An 18755-nucleotide genomic window follows, 5' to 3' on the forward strand; every position below is an offset into this window, starting at 1 on the left:
ATGTACTTTTTTGTAAGTATTGTCCCTAATCTTCATTTTATATACATTTTTCTTTTTATAATTGAAATTTTTTCATTAAATGATTAGAATCACTATTATAGGGGGGAATGTTCAATGGGAAGATATAATAAAAAAAAGAAAAAAAAAAATTTAAAAAAGAAGTTTAAAATAATAGGATTATCTTTATCAGTTTCAGTGTTAGCTTTTATTCTTTTATTTAATAGTTTTAATTTATTTAATAAAAAAGATAATATTGAAATGGTAAAAAATAAACAAATTGTAGAAACTTTATCAACCAATAAAACTAGTAAGATTACAATAAATGCAATAGGAGATATTATGGCTCATACACCTCAACTTAATGCACAACACGAACCTAAGACAAATACATATTCTTTTGATAATAATTATAAATATGTGTCCAGTTACATAAAAGAAGCAGACTTATCTATTGCAAATTTAGAAACCACATTAGCTGGTGATGGTATACCATATAGCTCTTATCCAACGTTTAATACTCCAGATGCTTTAGCTGATGCATTAAAAAATGCAGGTGTAGATATAATTTCAACTATAAACAATCATACTTTTGATAAAGGTGATTTAGGAGTAGAAAGAACTTTAGATGTACTAAAATCTAAAAATTTTAGTACTATAGGAACAATTTCAAAACTTGGTGATGAGAATTATTTAATAAAAGAAGTTAATGGAATAAGCTTAGGTATAACATCTTTTTCTTATGGTGACATTAAAGAAAACACTAAATTTTTGAATGGTATCAAAGTTTCAGATAAATCTAAAGATAAATTAAATGTATTCGATAGCTCAGATGTAAATAATGCTTTTAATACTATAAATAATACATTAAAAAATATATCACATACAGATATTCAAATACTGGTTATTCATTGGGGGGATGAATATAAAAGAATTCCAAACCAATTTCAACATGATTTAGCTCAAAAACTTAGCGATATCGGCGTAGATATAATAATAGGATCTCATCCTCATGTAGTTCAACCTATTGAAATAATAAAATCTACTGATAAAAGTAATGAAACTTTAGTTATATATTCTCTTGGAAATTTTATCTCAAATCAAAGAAGAGAGCTTCTAGGAACACCATTTACTGAAGATGGACTTATGGTTAATATAGAAATTACTAAAAATAATGATAAAACATTTGTATCTAAAGTAAATTGTATTCCTACATGGGTTAATAAATATAATAAAGAAGGTAAGATATTTTATGAAGTTTTACCTATAACTAATAAGGAAGATTTTAGTTATTTAGACAGTACAACTTTAGAAAAATTAAAAAATTCTTATAATAATACCGCCTCACAAGTTAAACAATCTGATATAATAAATGTTATAAATAGTCCATTTTAATAACTATTTTAAAAGCTCTACAAAATATAAATAATATTGATAAAAAGCTAATAATATTTATTACTTTTGTTAATATTAAATATTTGTGATATCAACAAACACTCATTTTAAACATAACAATTTTTAAAGTAGAGCTTTAAAGCAAAAGAAGCTATTTTAAACAAAGTTTTATAGTCTATCTATAATTCTTAGTTTCACTAATAGCTTCTTTTTATGATTAATAATTATATATAACCTTATTATCTATATCTTTTATAGATTGACATCCAGTTAAAATCATAGTTGATTTTAATTCATTCTTTATATTTTCCACATAGGCCTTAACACCCTCTGTTTTTCCACCAAATGAAGCAGTTACAAATGGTCTCCCTATTAAAACTGCATCTGCACCCAATCCTATCATTTTAACTACATCTACTCCAGTTCTAACTCCACCATCAGCAAGTATAGTAACTTTTCCTTTTACGGCTTTCGCAATTGCTGGAATTACTTCACAAACTCCAGGAGTACAGTCTAATACTCTACCACCATGATTTGATATAACTATTGCATCAACACCTGCCTCAACAGCCATTAAAGCATCTTCAACAGTCATTATACCTTTAATTATAAAAGGTAATTTAGTCGAATTTTTAAGTTTTCTTAAATCTTCTACAGTTTTTGGAACAACCTTTTTTCCATGCATAGATAATGTAACAAGTCCACATGCATCTATATCAACGCCTACTGCTATGGCATTTGACTTTTCTGCTAATTTTATTTTGTTTATTATATCATCATTTTCCCACGGCTTTATAAATACTATGCCTTGTCCATTATACTCCTTAAGTATACTTAAATTTTCTAGTAAAAAGGCATCAACTGCAGTATCTCCGACCATAGCGTATACTCCACTCTCTATACATCCCTTTACAACAGGTTCTATATAATCCCTCTCAGAAATTTTTCCACCCATATTTAAAGTTGTTCCAGTTATAGGTGCTGCAAATATCGGAGCATCCATTTTCTTTCCAAATAACTCTATAGTCGTATCTGGATTAGAAACACTATGTATAACCCTCATATTGATTTTTATTTTTTCTAAGCTTTTTCTATTATCTATAAAAGAAAATCCGCTTCCCTTTCCTCCCATTCCAGGAACTTCTCCAGCACAAGCAACTCCATTACATACTTTGCATACCTTACAACTTCCATTAAAATTTTCTCTAGCAACTTTTTCAACTTCCTTAAAATCCATTATAAAATTCCTCCTATATAATTTTTCTATAAATTTATAACACATTCTTTAAGAAACTTTTTCTATGTATACGAGTTATCCCATATTTTTCAATTGCCTCATAGTGTTCTTTTGTTCCATATCCTTTGTGAGATTTAAATCCATATTCCGGAAATAATTCATCATATTGATACATTATATTATCTCTTGTAACTTTAGCTAATATGCTAGCTGCCGCAATTGATATAGATTTAGAATCTCCCTTAATTATCGATTTTTGACATATATCTATTCCTGGTATTGTAGCCGCATCTATTAGTAAGTAATCTGGTGGATTTTTTAAACAATTTAAAGCCTTTTTCATCGCCATATAAGTAGCATTTAATATGTTATATTTATCTATATCTTCATTATTAACTATACCTATTCCATAATCTAAAGCTTCTTCTTTTATTATATCGAATAACTCTTCTCTTTTTGCTTCACTTAGTTTTTTAGAATCATTTATTCCTTCTATTTTAGTATTAGGTTTAAATACTACTACACTAGCTACTACAGGGCCTGCTAGTGGACCACGTCCTGCTTCGTCTATTCCACCTATGTATAAATATCCTTTAGTGTACCCTTCATTTTCATATGTATTTATAAGTTCTAATCTCTCTTCTTCTTTTCTTATATTATCTAATTTTTTTCCCATCTTAATTGCTATATTTTGAACTGATTTTCTTTCATCATCTTTTAATATATCAATATACTCTAAGTATTTATCTATACTTAAGCTATCTACTATTTCTTTAATTTCCTTTACACTTTTCTCTTTCATAATCTTCTCCTTACATTATTTGCATCATGTAATTTTTTATATCCTATTAATTATATTTAATCATAAAACTTATACAAATATAATACTTGTATATACATTTTTTAAAAGTAACTATACATTATTTTAATATATAAAATTTATATATAGGTTTTAATAATAATTCTAATTATAAAATACTTTTATTATTTATGGTGCTTTTAAACAATACAAAATGATAACTTTACTTTAATAAAGTATTTTAATTAAAACATATATAATAATTTATTAGCTATATCTTAGTATATCTTATAATGATAATTTGTAGTATAAAAAATTCGCTTCGCTTGAGCGACGTGTCGGCGAAACACTTCATGTCGCCAATGACTTCGTCCGTTGCCTTAGCCACTGCGTGGGCTAAGTATTTCAAAATCTTTTTTACGCTCAAAAACAATTTATTGATATTACTTATAGTCAATTAACTTTAAAAAGTTGGTAAATAGTTTCTTCTAAACTTATGTTATTTTTAACTATTTTTTTCAACTTCTTTTTTAATACTGCCCAGTACTTTTCTATTGGATTTAAATCTGGAGAATATGGTGGTAAAAATATTAATTTTAGATTTTTGTTAGCATTCTTGCATAATTCATATAGTCTACTTTTACAATGAAATGTTGCATTATCCATTACAATAACTTTGTTTTCTTCTACTTCTTTTAAAAACATTTCTTTGAACCATTTTTCAAAAAACTCACTATCCATTATTTTATCGTATACTAAAGGAGAGATTATCTTATCTACACATTTTCCTGCTACTATATTTATTCTTTTATACTTTTTGCCAGGTATTTTGTCATAAACCTTTTTACCTCTTACGGCTCTAGCATATTCTCTATAAATATATCCTTGTATCCCTGTTTCATCAATGTATACTATATCTTCTTCTTTAAAATATTTTATTTCATTTAAATATTTTTTTATTTTTTCTTTGCATTGCTCCTTGTATAAAGTTGTCTTTTTTTTCGTGTTATATTTAGTTTCTTAAGTGCTTTAAATATAGCCACATCACTACAATTGAATTCTTCTGCTATCTCATATAAGTATGCATCTGGATACTGTTCTATATATTTAACTAATTGTTCTGGACAAATCTTTTTTGGTTTTCTAACTCTTATTTTTACTTCGCCTAATTTCCCTTCCTTTTTTTTGTTTATCCATCTTATTAGTGTTGTTTCAGATATTTTAAATACTTTACAAGTTTCCTTGAAAGTGTGTCCTTCTTCTCTATATTCAATTACTCGTTGTTTAAATTTTATATCATAACTCATATTAGTTTTATTAACTTTTTTGATATATTGCATACTATTATTTAAAAGTTAGGTTACTATACATTCAGAATTTATCCACATTTTTTAAATATTATAATATCCTTAAGCGTAAAAAAACTCACTGATGAAACTGTTATCAGTGAGTTTTTTATTATATAACTTCATTTTCTGTAAATTCTAATTCTTGCTCATTTTTCTCAAATGATGGTATAAAGTTACCTATAATTGCTCCTATTAAAACCGGTAATATCCAATTAAATCCTAAAGATGAAAAAGGTAACTTATTTATAAACGATATATTTGTTAATTCCATATTATTTAAAACAGTTACTACGCTTACTATTAATGCCATGTAAGTTGCACCTTTAAATGCATTATTATTTTTTATTTTATCACCAAATAAAGTCATTATAACTAGTACAACTGTTGCTGGATATATTATATCTAATATTGGACCCGAGAATTTTATTATAGTACTTACACCAAAGTTTGATACTATGGCACTAAATATGCAAACTATAGTAACTATTAATTCATACCTTAACTTTCCATTTGTAGTTTTCTCAAAAAACTGTGCTGTTGCTGATGTAAGTCCTATAGAAGTTGTTAAACAAGCTAACATAACTATAATAGCTAATATAATCTTTCCTGGATTACCAAGAAGTGATGCTGTAATTTCAACTATTAGTGATGTTTGAACTACATCTTTTCCATATATTGTAGATACCGTTGCTCCAAGATAAGTTAATCCTCCATAAACTAAGATTAATCCTATAGCTGCAACTATTCCTGATTTTAATGTAAGCTTAATTTTTTGATGTTCATTTTTATAACCTTTATTTGAAAGTGATGATATTATTACAGTTGATAAAGCTACTGCACCTAATGCATCCATAGTTTGATAACCTTGCTTAACACCTTCTGCAAATAAATTTTCACTCATAGCTGTTAAACTCATTTCTCCTAATGGAGATAATATCCCTTTAACTATTAATACTCCTAACGCTACAAGTAGTGCTGGAGTTAAAAATTGACCTATTATATCTACTACCTTTGATGGCTTTATAGTTAATATAAACGTAATCGTAAAAAATATTATTGAAAATAATACAGGGCTAAATCCATTAAATAATGGTTCAATTCCCATTTCGAAAGTTGTCGCTGCTGTTCTTGGTATTGCCAATAATGGTCCTAAACATATCATTATAGACGAACCTAAGATTATACCTAATTTTTTACCACTTCTAGATAATACTTTATCTACTTCTCCATTACACTTAGCGGCTGAAATTATTGCAAGTAGTGCTAACCCAACATCTGCTAATATAAATCCACCAAATCCTGTCAACCAGTTAGAACCCGATATAACTCCCAAAAATGGTGGAAATATTAAGTTCCCTGCACCAAAGAACATTGCAAATAATGCAAATCCTAATATTATTACATCTTTATTTGTTTTTTTCATATGCTCCCCCTTAATCTATATTATATAGCTTATTTCATATATTAAATAAATTTTGTACTTAATATTTTAAATTTATTTTAACATTTTTATTTTCAAAATGCAAACAATATTTATAATTCATTTAATTTTCTGATAATTTTACTTATATGAATTTATAATATAAAAAATATCATCTAATATTAGATGATATTTTTTATATTATATCTAGTTTTTTATATCTTCAGGAACTTCTAAAGTTATTTTTCCTATTTTTCCATCTCTAAATTCATTTAAAACTGTAGTTGCTATACGAGTATAATCAAGTTCCTTATTTCCCATGATAAAGCCTCTTTTGCGACCTATCATATCCATAGTTTCTATATCTCTATCACCTAATTTTTCTAGCTTATATCTTGCCTTTAATTTCTCTGGTTCTATCTCCATAAGCTTTCCAATTAATCTAAGCGCTAAAGTTTCAACATCTAATATCTCATCTTTTATTGCTCTACAAAATGCTAAGTTAAGTGCAACTTCTTGATCTTCAAATTTAGGCCAAAGTATACCTGGTGTATCAAGTAACTCTAAGTTTCCTTTTAATCTTACCCATTGCTTACCTTTAGTTACACCTGGTCTATCTCCTGTAACTGTACTTTTTCTACCAGTTAATTTATTTATTATAGATGATTTTCCTACGTTTGGAATACCAACTATCATTATTCTTATAGGTCTTTCTTTTCTACCTTTTTCTTTTAAAGCATCCATTTTGTCTTTAACTGCATTTTTACATTCATCTACTAATTTATTTAAACCTACACCTTTTAGCGTATCTACTGGTATAGCTTTTATTCCACGATCTTTATAGTATTTTATCCATCTATCTAATTTAGCCCTATCAGCTAAATCACATTTATTTAATATGACAACTCTTGGTTTATTTCCTGCTAAATTATCTATATCTGGGTTTCTACTACTAAAAGGTATTCTAGAATCTAAAAGTTCTACAACAACATCAACTAGTTTTAAGTTATTTCTAACTAAATCTCTAGTTTTTTTCATATGTCCTGGATACCAGTTTATATGTAAATTATCATCTCTTAGATAATCATCATAATTTTCTCCCATTCTGTCTCCTCTTGCCATGATTATCACTCCTTTACGCAAATTATTCGATCTTTTTATTTTAACTTATCTATTATACCATAAGATTTTTTTTTACGCTTTCTTAATATATAACATAATACTTCTATTATTCCTATAATATAAAGTTTTAAACTATCCATTGATATTATATTTAAAGTAATAATATAAATACAAGTAAAAAGGACTGATAAAATCAGTCCTTTAATTTATAGTAAAGTTTAATTATCTAGCTTCTTTTATCTTAGCAGCTTTACCTACTCTACCTCTTAAGTAGTTTAGTTTAGCTCTTCTTACTTTACCTTTTCTAGTTACTTCTATCTTTTCTATTCTTGGAGAATGTACTGGGAAAGTTCTTTCTACACCAACGTTGAAAGATATTTTTCTAACTGTGAAAGTTTCTTGTATTCCTCCACCTTGTCTCTTAAGAACAACACCTTCGAATACTTGTATTCTTTCTCTCTTACCTTCAACTATTTTAACGTGTACTTTTACTGTGTCCCCAGGTCCAAAGTTAGGAACTTCTTTCTTTAATTGCTCTTGTCCTAATGCTCTTACTAATTCGTTCATTATTCTTCCTCCTAGTATCATAGACATTCTTAATTACCTCCTACGTGTAAAAAGAGGAATGCCCGTTTATTTTTTCAACATTTAAAATTATACTATATATATTGTTTATTTACAAGCTTTTTTGTACAAATCTGGTCTTCTTTCTTTGGTAATTTTTATCGACTCTTTATATCTCCATTTATCAATATTCTTATGATTTCCAGATAATAAAACTGATGGAACTTCTAAGTTCATAAACTCTCTAGGTCTAGTATAATGAGGGTATTCTAATAAATTATCTTTAAAAGATTCCTCTTCAAATGATTCATTTTGCCCTAATACTCCTGGTATAAGTCTTGATATAGAATCTATAAGTATAAGTGCAGGAAGCTCTCCTCCTGTTAATACATAATCACCTATAGATATTTCATCCGTGACTATTAAATCTATTATCCTTTGATCAATACCTTCGTAATGTCCACATAAAAATATTACATCATCTAACTGTGAAAAGTTTTGTGCAATACTTTGATTATGAACTTTTCCTTTAGGAGTTAAATATACTACTCTAGGATTTTTTATATTATGTGTTTCTATTATATATTTATATGTGTCATATATAGGTTGTGGAGTCATTACCATACCAGCTCCACCTCCAAATGGATAATCATCTACTTTTTTATGTTTATTAGTAGAAAAATCTCTTATATTATATATATTCACTTCTATTATATTTTTCTCTACAGCTTTTTTCATTATACTTTCATTCATATATGAATGAAATATTTCTGGAAAAAGTGTCATTATATGAAATCTCATAATATCACCTAATCTAACATTCCCTTAATAGGGTCTATTATCATTTTTCTTTCATCTATATCTATAGTCGGTACAAATTTAGTTATAGCAGGTATTAAAATTTCTTTTCCTTCATTACTATTTATAACATATACATCATTAGCTGCATATTGTAATACATCTTTTAGTGTTCCTATATGAGCATTGTCTAATGTGTATACATCCATACCTATCATATCAGCTATAAAGAATTCACCTTCTTCTAATTCTCTACTTTCTTCTCTTGATACGTACATAAATTTATTTCTTAATCTCTCTGCATCTTCAACTCTATCAATATTTTTTATTTTCATTATTACCATGTTGCCTTTGTATCTAACTCTTTCTACTTCCCACTTAGTTTCTAAATCTTTTCCTAAGTAGAATTCTTCTAAATCGTCAAATCTATATATATCATCAGTAAAAGGATAAACTCTAACTTCTCCTTTTAATCCTTGAGTATTTACTATTTGTCCTATTTTAAAATGTGTTAGCTTTTCCATTAGTATATCTCCTTGTGTTTAAGAATCTTTATGCATTTATTTAGTTATTATAGTATTAAATTTATTGACTATAATTATGTATTTCTGAGTATATACAAAAAGGATTAGGCATATACCTAATCCTTTTATACTATCTCAAGAGAAACTTTTACTTTTTCTCTATTTGCAGCAGATCTTACGACAGTTCTTATAGCTTTAGCTATTCTGCCCTGCTTTCCGATAACCTTTCCCATGTCGTCTTGAGAAACTCTAAGTTTTAAAATGATTTCATCATTTTCTTTAATTTCTTCAACTACAACTGCATCAGGATTATCAACTAGAGCTTTAGCTATATCTAACACTAGCTCTTTCATATACTTATCTCTCCTAATTAAAAATTATTATTTTTTAGAAGCTTCGAATTTTTCCATTACACCATTGTTAACTAATAAAGTTTTTACAGTATCAGTTGGTTGAGCACCATTTGATAACCACTTAACAGCTTTTTCATCGTTTATTTTAACTTGCTTTGGTTGAGAAACTGGATTGTAGTATCCTATTTCTTCTATGAATTTTCCATCTCTTGGAGATCTTGAATCAGCAACTACTATTCTGTAGAAAGGCTTCTTGTTTGATCCCATTCTTTTTAATCTTATTTTAACTGCCATAATAGCACCTCCGAATAATGTTTTTGTCTATTTTTTATTTATTTAAAGAAAGGAAGTCCGGGAAAACCGCCCCTTTTCTTCATACTTTTTTGAGATCCTGTAAACATCTTCATCATCTTCTTCATTTCATTAAATTGTTTTATAAGCCTGTTTACATCTTGTACACTTGTACCACTACCTCTAGCTATTCTTTTCTTTCTAGAAGCATTTAATATACTTGGGTCTCTTCTTTCCTCTACTGTCATAGATTGAACAATTGCTTTCGTTCTTTTCATTTCTTTTCCATTTAGGTCTACATCTCCAAGTTGGTCTTTTATATTACCCATACCTGGTATCATTCCTAATATTTTGTCTAGAGGACCCATATTTTGAATTTGTTCCATTTGCTCTAAGAAATCCTCAAAATCAAGATCTTGTTTCTTAATTTTTTGTTCTAATTCTTTAGCTTTATCTAAATCCATAGATTCTTGAGCTTTTTCTATTAGGCTTAAGATATCTCCCATGCCTAATATTCTAGATGCCATTCTATCTGGATGGAATGGTTCTAAGTCATCTAACTTTTCACCCATACCTATAAACTTTATAGGTTTTTGAGTTACAGCTCTTATAGAAAGTGCCGCCCCACCTCTAGTATCTCCATCTAGTTTTGTTAACACAACTCCATCAACACCAAGTGCATTATTGAAGCTTTCTGCAACATTTACTGCATCTTGTCCTGTCATCGAGTCAACTACTAAAAGAATTTCATGTGGCTTAACTTCAGATTTTATTGACTTTAACTCATCCATTAAAGTTTCATCTATATGAAGTCTACCTGCTGTATCTATAATAACTAAATCATGATTATTTTTCATGGCATGACTTAGTCCTGCTTTAGCTATATTTACTGGGCTTTCTTTATCACCCATATTAAAGACTGGTATATCTAATTTTTCTCCAACAACTTGTAATTGTTTTATAGCTGCTGGTCTATATATATCACAGGCAATAAGAAGTGGTCTTTTACCTTGCTTTTTAAAGTAACCTCCAAGCTTTCCTGATGTAGTAGTTTTACCTGCTCCTTGAAGACCTACCATCATTATTATAGTTGGCGGTTTAGGAGATATCATAATTTTACTAGATACATCACCCATTAAGCTTGTTAATTCTTCATTAACTATTTTTATTACATGTTGGCCTGGAGTTAAACTGCTCATAACCTCTTGTCCAACACATCTTTCTTGAACTTTCTTTACGAAATCTTTAACTACTTTGAAGTTAACGTCAGCTTCTAAAAGAGCAAGTTTAACTTCTCTCATAGCATCTTTAACATCTTTTTCAGTAAGCTTTCCTTTTGATTTTAACTTACTAAGTGCTCCTTGTAGTTTATCTGATAATCCTTCAAATATCATTTTAACATCTCCCTACATATATCTTCTATATTTTCTACTTTAGGGATTAAATTAGCACAATCTCTATTTTGCAATAAATCTTGCTTAATGTCAACAATTTTATCTATTATAGTTTTAGTGATTTTTTCCTGCTCTTGTATTTTTCTTACTAAATGTAATTTATTTTCATAATCCTTTAGTATTTTTTCAGAACGCTTTAATGCATCATATACACCTTGTCTTGATACATTTAAATTTTCACTAATTTCACCTAGAGAATAATCTTCTTCATAATATAATGAAACTATTTCTCTTTGCTTATCAGTTAATAATTCTTTATATTGTTCAAATAGCAAGCCAATCTCAACCATTTTTTCTATATTCATAATCACACTTCCATAATACATACTGTAAAGGTTATTTACTTTACACATTGTATTTTATATCATATAGCACTTATTGTCAACATTTTATTTTAATTACTAATTACTCCCAAATAATGCCTCAGAGAAGGCTTTAGCATCAAAGTCTTGTAAATCTTCTACTTTTTCTCCAACGCCTATAAGCTTTACTGGAACATCAACTTCACTTTTAACTGCAAGTACAACTCCACCTTTTGCAGTTCCATCAAGCTTAGTTAAAACTATACCTGTTATATCTGCTACTTCTTTAAATGTTTTTGCTTGTACTACTGCATTTTGTCCTGTAGTAGCATCAACTACTAATAATACTTCCTTGTTTGCTTCAGGAAATTCTCTATCTACTATTTTAAATACTTTTCCTAATTCATTCATAAGATTAGCTTTATTATGAAGTCTTCCTGCTGTATCACATATTAATAAATCTACTTTTCTAGCTTTAGCAGCTTTTATAGCATCAAATACAACAGCTCCAGGATCTGCACCTTCTTGATGTTTTATTATATCAACATTACTCCTTCCAGCCCAAACTTCTAATTGTTCTATTGCAGCCGCTCTAAATGTATCTCCTGCCGCTAGTAAAACTTTTTTACCTTCTTGCTTATACCTATTAGCTAACTTACCTATAGTAGTTGTTTTTCCTACACCATTTACACCCACCATAAGTATTATAGTTGGAGACTTTTCTACATTTAATGTAGAGTTTTCGTTAGTTAATATCTCTTCTATTATATTTTTTAATTCTTCTTTAACTCCTACAGGCTCTGTTATTTTATTGTCTTTAATCTTATCTCTTAGTTTATCTATTATGTCCATAGTTGTGTTTACACCAACATCAGCTGTTATTAGTATTTCTTCTAATTCTTCTAATAGTTCTTCATCTACTTTTGTATAAGATTTTAATACATCATCTATTTTATCCGTTATACCTTGTTTAGCTTTAGTTAATCCTTGCTTTAATCTTTCAAATAAATTTACTTTCTTTTGAGGTTCTTCTTCAACTTCAATATTTTCTTCTTTGACATCTTCATATATAGTCACTTCTTCATCATATATTTTAGATTCTTCTGAATTTTTTATAGTTTCATTTATTTTTTCATCATTTAAAGTATCTTCAACTTTCTCTTCATTTAATTCTATTTCATCTTCAACTATATGATCTTCATCTGTTTTTTCAGATTTATTATGTAAATTTTCATTTTCAGTATCTTTTTCATTTATATTTTCTATTACTTCAGATACATAACTATTTTCTAAATCTTTAATTTCTTCATTTTCTATTTTCTCTTCAACACCTTCTTCAATTGCATCTTCCTTTGATACTACTGTATCTTCTTGTTTACTTTCATCTGTATCATCATTGCCTTCAACAGTAATTTCTTGTTCTTTTACTACTTCATTTTCATTTAATTCTTCTTGTTTTTTCTTACCGAAATTAAATAACTTTTTAAACACTTATTTTCCTCCTAAAACTAGTATTATATTTAACACTATATAATTATATGTACATAATATAATATTTTATATCTATATTTAATAAGTAGCTAGTATTAGCTACTTATTAAATATTATATAATATCTACAATTTCTTCTGCTTCTTTAAGTTTTAAACTTAATACTTTTGATATTGCTTTTTCTTGCATTGTTACCCCATATATATAGTCCGCAGCTTCCATAGTTCCTCTTCTATGAGTAACTGATATAAACTGAGTATCCTTAGATAACTCTTTTAAAAACTCTCCAAATCTAAATATATTTGCATCATCAAGCGGTGCTTCTATCTCATCTAATATGCAAAATGGAGTTGGCTTTGCAAGTATAATAGAAAATAGTATACTTATAGCAGTAAGCGCTTTTTCTCCCCCTGATAATAGATTTAAGTTTTTCATTTTCTTTCCTGGTGGTTGAGCTGTTATCTCTATGTCACTTTCTAATATATTATTTTTATCTAAAATCTTTAATTCTCCATGACCACCACCAAATAATCTTTTATATACAAATTTAAAGTTTTCATTTATTTTATTAAAGTTAATTTCAAATTCCTTTTTCATATTTTCTTCTAGTTCATATATAAGCTTTTCTATAACTTCTATAGACTGTTCTAAATCTTTCTTTTGTTCACTATAGAAATCATGTCTTTCTTTTATATGTTCATATTCTTTTATGGAATCTAAATTTACATTTCCAAGATTTCTTATTTCTCTTCTCATGTTTTCAAGATATCTTTTATCTACATCTAGGCTATCATCTTTCATTTGTATAGCTTGGTCTAAAGTTATTTCATATTTTTCATATAAATTATTAATATGGTCTTCTTTATTAGATTTTAATCTATCTATTTTGCCTTCTACTTTAAATAAACTTTCTTTTAAATCAATATATTGTCTGTCTATATTTTTTAATTCTTTATTTAAACTTTCTAATTTTTCTTTTAAACTTTCTTTTGATAATTTTTTAGTTTCTAAACTTCTAGTATTATCTATTAATTGTTTATTTAAGCTTATTTTTTCTGTCTCTTCTATAACTATATCTTCTTCTAATTTAGATGTTTCTATAGCTTTATCATTTAAAGATTTTTCTATTTGTAGATACTTATCTTCTAAAGCTTTACTTTCTTTACTAATTCTTTGTATATCTCTAATTATACTTTCATATATTTGATTATGCTTTACTAGGTTTAAGTTTAAATTATCAAATTTTAACTTATCATCTTCATATAAAGAGCTGTATTCTTTTAGCTCATTAGTTAAAATTTCTATTTGTGATTTATTTTCATCATGTTTAGTATCTATAGATAATATATCTTTTTTTATTAATTTAGATTTTTCTAATATATACTCTAAGTTAGAACCTAAGCCATCTTTTTCATTTTCTAACTTGTCAACACTTACTTTTAAAGATTTTATTTCCTCTTTAAACTTATTAACCTCTGCATTTTCAATTATAAATTCTTTATCAAGATTAGTTATATCCATGCTTATTTGTTTTAAATTTTCTCTAGTGATATTTATATTACTATCAATTTCTTTTTTCTCTATATATAACTTATCAATTTCAACTTTTAATAGTTCTATTTTTTCTCTATATTCATTTATAAGCCTTTTTCTAGATAATATATTGCCACTTACTCTTAAGCTTCCCCCAGTTAAAGATCCTCCTGGATTTAATATTTCTCCATCTAACGTTACTACCTTAAATTTATGATTATTTTCTTTAGCAAACTTTATGGCATTATCTATATTATCTATTATTATAGTTCTACCAAGTATATTTTCTATTATATTTCTATACTTATCATCAAACTTTATCAAATCACTAGCTAGTCCTATGAAACTTGTCCCTACTTTTATATTTCTAGTATCTATCTTATTAGATTTAATTATATTCATAGGTAAAAATGTAACTCTACCTAAGTTATTCTTCTTTAAATAGTTTATAGCAAACTTAGCACTAGCCTCATCATTAGTTATTATATTTTGCATATAAGCACCTAATGCTGCTTCAATACTTTTTTCAAATTTAGAAGGAACCTCTATAATCTGACCAAGTGCTCCTTGTATTCCCTGTAAATTTTTATTTTTAAGAACTTCTTTTACACCTTTATTGAAGCCTTCATAATGATTTTCCATTTCAACATATATATTAAGCTTTGATTTATAATCATTTATGCTATATTTGCTATTTTGAATTTGCTTTTCTATATTATTACATTTATTTAATAATAGGTTTAAATCATTATTAGTTTTTACTTCATTATTTTTTAAATCCTTCATAGATTTAGTTTTATCTTCTAACTTTACTAAAGCTTTTGATACTTCTTCTTTATTTTTATCTATCTTATATTTTATTTCCTTTATATCTAAATCAATAGTATCTTTTCTTAAATTTATATTTTCTATATTAGCATTTAAAGTTGAAAGTTTGCTTGTAGATTCTTGCTTATTAGTTAAAAGATTTACTATTTCGTCCTTTAATTTTTCTAAATTTTGATTGATATTTTCTATCTTTTCTCTACTATCTTTATTATTAGATTCTATAGACTTTATATCTATATTTAACTCATTTATAACTTTTTCTTTTTCATCTTTTTGATTTATTAAATTTTCTAAGTTAATTTTGTCATTATTTAGCTTTTCTTTTATATAAATAATCTCTTCTTTATTTCTGTGTATATCATTTTTACAATTTCTTATTTTTTCATTTATAAGATTAACCTGAGCATCTTTTTGTGATATTACAGATTTAATTGTATTTATATAATCTTGAGACTTATTTATTCCTTCATCAATATTTTCTATTTCCATATTAGTTTCTTCAAAAGCTTTGTCTAATGTACACTTTTGCTTTTGAATTTCATCAGATTGACTTCCTAATAAATCACTATGTTTATTTAATTCATCTAACTCTGCTTCTAATTCAACAACTTCTTTTATACAACTATTAACTTCTACTACTTTTAGTTTTTCACTAAGTTCTAAATACTTTACTGCTTTTTCTTGTTGTAAGAATAACGGCTTAAGTTGATTTTCTATTTCTATATATATATCGTCTATTCTTTCTAAGTTTTCCTTAGTATGTTTTAAATTCCTTTCTGCTTCTTGTTTTTTATATCTAAACTTAGATATACCACAAGCTTCATCAAATACTTTTCTTCTATTAACAGGATTATTGCTAAGTATTTCATCAACCTTACCTTGTTCTACAATTGAATATCCATCCTTACCTATACCTGTATCTAATAGTATTTCTTTTATATCTTTTAATCTACAACTTTTATTATTTAAGAAAAACTCACTTTCTCCAGTTCTATAAGCTCTTCTTTTTATAGTAATTTCGCTAAATCCTAAATCTAATTTATTATCACTATTATCTAGCGTTATAGCTACTTCACAATAATTCATAGGCCTTTTAGTCTCTGTTCCCACAAATATTACATCTTCTAATTTATCTCCTCTAAGACTTTTAGCACTTTGTTCTCCTAGAACCCATCTAACAGCATCTGATATATTACTTTTCCCACTACCATTTGGACCAACTATCGCTGTTATTCCTTCATTAAAAACTATCTCTGTCTTTGTAGGAAATGACTTAAATCCTTTTATTTCAAGCCTCTTTAAATACAACGTCATCTCTCCCTTCAATGCTAAAACTAAAGGTTGTAAATTTTATATAAACTTTCATAAATATGATTCATGTTAGTTTTTATTTCAATTTTATCATCTAATACAATCTCTAATGTATTTATATCTATGTTTTCTTCTTTAGTTTTTAATATTATGTTTAACTCATTTTTCATATAATTACTATTACTTTTTTTATTACCTATTATCTTAGATACATTCTTCTTATTTGTCTTAACCAATATATTACTTTTAACCTTATTTCGTATAACAATAGATTCTAAGTAATCTTTAATCATTTCAGATTCTACTAATTCCCTAAATGCCGGATGATAAGGTCCATCAAGTATGGCCTTCCCAAGTTGTATATCATCTGTCGCTTGAAGTCCTACTCTTATTACGTTTATATTATTAACATAAAATAAAGCTAAAAGTTTCTTTACTATTTGTACACTTTCTTCTAATGTAAATGGACTATATTTTCTTTCATTTAATAAATTTTCAAGCCCTGTTTCTTTTACTACTAAAGTTGGATATATTCTTACACAATCAGGTTCCATTCCTATAAATTTTCTTGCAGTTTCTATGCATTTTTTTTCTGCATCAGATGGAAGACCTACCATCATTTGAAGTCCTAATTGTATACCATAATCCTTTATTAGTTTTGCACTTTTAAATACTTCCTCTGCATGATGACCTCTTATACTATCTCTAAGTACATCTTCATCTAAAGATTGCACTCCAAGTTCAATTATACTAACTTTATACTCTTTTAGCATACTTAATATATCTTCATCTATACAATCTGGTCTTGTAGACATTCTTATATCATTTACCAGTCCTTTATCTACATATTCCTTAGCTACAGATAATAAGCTTCTTTGTATATCTATATCTATTGCAGTAAAACTTCCTCCAAAAAATGCTATTTCAACGCTAGCATCTTTATCTATAGTAGTTAAATATTCATCTACTATATTTTTTACATCTTCACTAGTTATATCTGTACTAACTCCTGTTATCTTCTTTTGATTACAAAATATACAGTCATGAGGACAACCTCTATGGGGCACAAATATAGGTATTATTCTTTTTTTCATTTATTATCACCCTTTACTATAAACTCTGTCAAACTCTAATTCATATTATCTAATGCTTTTCTTGCCGCAACTTGTTCTGCTTCTTTTTTACTTTTACCTTCTCCGAACCCTAATATCTTATTATCTATACCAACTTGCATAACAAATTTCTTATTATGATCTGGACCTTTTTCATCTATTAATTTATACCATATATTAACTTCACCTTTACTTTGTAAAACCTCTTGAAGATGAGTCTTATAATCTCTAAATATTTTTCCTTTTCTAGCATTTACGATTATATCTTTCATATATGTTAATATAAATTTAGAAGCTTCTCTAAGTCCTCCGTCTAAATAAATTGCAGCTATAACTGCTTCAAAAGCATCAGCAAGAATAGATATTCGTTCTCTTCCTCCAGTTGCTTCTTCTCCTTTTCCAAGTAGCATATATTGTCCAAGTTTTATACTAATAGCTACTTCACTTAATGATTCTTCACACACTATATTAGCTCTTAACTTAGTAAGTTCTCCCTCAGGTAATTCTGTTTCTTTTTTAAATAAGTAATCACTTATAACTATACTAAGTATAGAGTCTCCTAAGAACTCTAGCCTTTCATTAAAGTTATAATCTTTATTTTCATTAGAATATGAACTATGAGTAAGCGCTTCTAATATATATTCTTTATTATTAAATCTATATCCGATAATACTTTCAAATTGAACTATACTGTCTAATATATTTTTGTTTAATTTCATTATAATACCTCCGAATTAACTTTCCTAGCTTATAGTGTACTATTTTTCTAAAAGTATTGCAAAATAAAATTCACTTTAAACTACATACTATAAAGTATTTTATATATATATTTACTTTTAAATAACTATATTTAGATTTAATATGCATTTTGCTTAA

18 protein-coding genes are annotated in these 18755 nt (G+C 27.0%); 1 reads left to right on the forward strand and 17 read right to left on the reverse strand.

Translation table 11 applies throughout. The annotated features are described in order from the left end of the window. The first annotated feature begins 114 nt into the window (after positions 1 to 114). The gene (locus CRIB_RS08625; RefSeq protein WP_180701980.1) at positions 115 to 1392 is read left to right on the forward strand and encodes a CapA family protein; all 1278 of its coding nucleotides are present in this window, start codon (positions 115 to 117) and stop codon (positions 1390 to 1392) included. Positions 1393 to 1609: 217 nt separating this feature from the next. On the opposite strand, the gene CRIB_RS08630 is transcribed toward CRIB_RS08625, so the two are convergent. The 17 genes from CRIB_RS08630 to rnc all read right to left on the reverse strand — a co-directional run bounded on the left by CRIB_RS08630 (position 1610) and on the right by rnc (position 18598). Next, positions 1610 to 2629, reverse strand: a complete 1020-nt coding sequence (locus CRIB_RS08630; protein WP_180701981.1) for an alpha-hydroxy-acid oxidizing protein — start codon at positions 2627 to 2629, stop codon at positions 1610 to 1612. Positions 2630 to 2663: 34 nt separating this feature from the next. Further along, on the reverse strand, positions 2664 to 3431 hold the full coding sequence (locus tag CRIB_RS08635; RefSeq protein WP_180701982.1) for a ribonuclease HII: 768 nt from the start codon (positions 3429 to 3431) through the stop codon (positions 2664 to 2666). 450 nt (positions 3432 to 3881) lie between these two features. Then, positions 3882 to 4388, reverse strand: coding sequence for an IS630 family transposase (locus CRIB_RS08640; protein WP_180703652.1), 507 nt, complete (start codon positions 4386 to 4388; stop codon positions 3882 to 3884). Continuing rightward, a complete protein-coding gene (locus CRIB_RS08645; protein ID WP_207204143.1) occupies positions 4385 to 4768 on the reverse strand; it encodes an IS630 transposase-related protein in 384 nt (127 codons plus the stop codon). Before CRIB_RS08645 ends, CRIB_RS08640 begins: the two co-directional genes overlap by 4 nt. 118 nt (positions 4769 to 4886) lie before the next feature. Then, positions 4887 to 6200 carry a branched-chain amino acid transport system II carrier protein gene (gene brnQ, locus CRIB_RS08650; RefSeq protein ID WP_180701983.1) on the reverse strand — a complete coding sequence of 438 codons (1314 nt, stop codon included), beginning with the start codon at positions 6198 to 6200 and terminating at the stop codon, positions 4887 to 4889. 204 nt (positions 6201 to 6404) lie between these two features. Beyond that, the gene (ylqF, locus tag CRIB_RS08655) at positions 6405 to 7319 is read right to left on the reverse strand and encodes a ribosome biogenesis GTPase YlqF (protein ID WP_330404858.1); all 915 of its coding nucleotides are present in this window, start codon (positions 7317 to 7319) and stop codon (positions 6405 to 6407) included. 222 nt (positions 7320 to 7541) lie between these two features. Then, positions 7542 to 7886, reverse strand: a complete 345-nt coding sequence (gene rplS, locus CRIB_RS08660) for a 50S ribosomal protein L19 (RefSeq protein ID WP_180703705.1) — start codon at positions 7884 to 7886, stop codon at positions 7542 to 7544. 105 nt (positions 7887 to 7991) lie between these two features. Next, positions 7992 to 8684 (reverse strand): tRNA (guanosine(37)-N1)-methyltransferase TrmD, encoded by a 693-nt coding sequence (gene trmD, locus CRIB_RS08665; RefSeq protein ID WP_180701984.1) that lies wholly within the window; start codon positions 8682 to 8684, stop codon positions 7992 to 7994. Positions 8685 to 8692: 8 nt separating this feature from the next. Further along, positions 8693 to 9205 (reverse strand): ribosome maturation factor RimM, encoded by a 513-nt coding sequence (gene rimM, locus CRIB_RS08670; RefSeq protein WP_180701985.1) that lies wholly within the window; start codon positions 9203 to 9205, stop codon positions 8693 to 8695. Positions 9206 to 9330: 125 nt separating this feature from the next. After that, positions 9331 to 9558, reverse strand: a complete 228-nt coding sequence (locus CRIB_RS08675) for a KH domain-containing protein (RefSeq protein ID WP_180701986.1) — start codon at positions 9556 to 9558, stop codon at positions 9331 to 9333. A 27-nt stretch (positions 9559 to 9585) separates the two neighbouring features. Then, positions 9586 to 9852 (reverse strand): 30S ribosomal protein S16, encoded by a 267-nt coding sequence (gene rpsP / locus CRIB_RS08680; protein ID WP_071119726.1) that lies wholly within the window; start codon positions 9850 to 9852, stop codon positions 9586 to 9588. Between the two features lie 38 nt (positions 9853 to 9890). Then, the gene (ffh, locus tag CRIB_RS08685; protein WP_180701987.1) at positions 9891 to 11243 is read right to left on the reverse strand and encodes a signal recognition particle protein; all 1353 of its coding nucleotides are present in this window, start codon (positions 11241 to 11243) and stop codon (positions 9891 to 9893) included. Then, positions 11240 to 11608, reverse strand: a complete 369-nt coding sequence (ylxM, locus tag CRIB_RS08690; RefSeq protein ID WP_180701988.1) for a YlxM family DNA-binding protein — start codon at positions 11606 to 11608, stop codon at positions 11240 to 11242. The genes ffh and ylxM overlap by 4 nt, the downstream gene beginning before the upstream one ends. Before the next feature lie 96 nt (positions 11609 to 11704). Beyond that, positions 11705 to 13096, reverse strand: coding sequence for a signal recognition particle-docking protein FtsY (ftsY, locus tag CRIB_RS08695; protein ID WP_180701989.1), 1392 nt, complete (start codon positions 13094 to 13096; stop codon positions 11705 to 11707). 113 nt (positions 13097 to 13209) lie between these two features. Next, positions 13210 to 16764: a chromosome segregation protein SMC gene (gene smc / locus CRIB_RS08700; RefSeq protein ID WP_180703706.1), complete on the reverse strand. Its 3555-nt coding sequence runs from the start codon at positions 16762 to 16764 to the stop codon at positions 13210 to 13212. 26 nt (positions 16765 to 16790) lie between these two features. Continuing rightward, the gene (locus CRIB_RS08705; protein ID WP_180701990.1) at positions 16791 to 17861 is read right to left on the reverse strand and encodes an elongator complex protein 3; all 1071 of its coding nucleotides are present in this window, start codon (positions 17859 to 17861) and stop codon (positions 16791 to 16793) included. A gap of 35 nt (positions 17862 to 17896) precedes the next feature. After that, positions 17897 to 18598 (reverse strand): ribonuclease III, encoded by a 702-nt coding sequence (gene rnc, locus CRIB_RS08710; protein ID WP_180701991.1) that lies wholly within the window; start codon positions 18596 to 18598, stop codon positions 17897 to 17899. Positions 18599 to 18755: the final 157 nt, after the last annotated feature.

The organism is Romboutsia ilealis (assembly GCF_900015215.1).
In the GTDB taxonomy this organism is placed as follows: domain Bacteria; phylum Bacillota; class Clostridia; order Peptostreptococcales; family Peptostreptococcaceae; genus Romboutsia; species Romboutsia ilealis.

Bases quoted from the DNA above. Each gene is read 5' to 3' on its own strand.
- CRIB_RS08675 (WP_180701986.1), bottom strand. From the start codon at position 9,558: ATGAAAGAGCTAGTGTTAGATATAGCTAAAGCTCTAGTTGATAATCCT.
- CRIB_RS08705 (WP_180701990.1), bottom strand. From the start codon at position 17,861: ATGAAAAAAAGAATAATACCTATATTTGTGCCCCATAGAGGTTGTCCT.
- rpsP (WP_071119726.1), bottom strand. From the start codon at position 9,852: ATGGCAGTTAAAATAAGATTAAAAAGAATGGGATCAAACAAGAAGCCT.
- CRIB_RS08645 (WP_207204143.1), bottom strand. From the start codon at position 4,768: ATGCAATATATCAAAAAAGTTAATAAAACTAATATGAGTTATGATATA.
- CRIB_RS08625 (WP_180701980.1), top strand. From the start codon at position 115: ATGGGAAGATATAATAAAAAAAAGAAAAAAAAAAATTTAAAAAAGAAG.
- rnc (WP_180701991.1), bottom strand. From the start codon at position 18,598: ATGAAATTAAACAAAAATATATTAGACAGTATAGTTCAATTTGAAAGT.
- ylqF (WP_330404858.1), bottom strand. From the start codon at position 7,319: ATGGCAAGAGGAGACAGAATGGGAGAAAATTATGATGATTATCTAAGA.
- ylxM (WP_180701988.1), bottom strand. From the start codon at position 11,608: ATGAATATAGAAAAAATGGTTGAGATTGGCTTGCTATTTGAACAATAT.
- trmD (WP_180701984.1), bottom strand. From the start codon at position 8,684: ATGAGATTTCATATAATGACACTTTTTCCAGAAATATTTCATTCATAT.
- ffh (WP_180701987.1), bottom strand. From the start codon at position 11,243: ATGATATTTGAAGGATTATCAGATAAACTACAAGGAGCACTTAGTAAG.
- brnQ (WP_180701983.1), bottom strand. From the start codon at position 6,200: ATGAAAAAAACAAATAAAGATGTAATAATATTAGGATTTGCATTATTT.
- rplS (WP_180703705.1), bottom strand. From the start codon at position 7,886: ATGAACGAATTAGTAAGAGCATTAGGACAAGAGCAATTAAAGAAAGAA.
- CRIB_RS08635 (WP_180701982.1), bottom strand. From the start codon at position 3,431: ATGAAAGAGAAAAGTGTAAAGGAAATTAAAGAAATAGTAGATAGCTTA.
- CRIB_RS08630 (WP_180701981.1), bottom strand. From the start codon at position 2,629: ATGGATTTTAAGGAAGTTGAAAAAGTTGCTAGAGAAAATTTTAATGGA.
- rimM (WP_180701985.1), bottom strand. From the start codon at position 9,205: ATGGAAAAGCTAACACATTTTAAAATAGGACAAATAGTAAATACTCAA.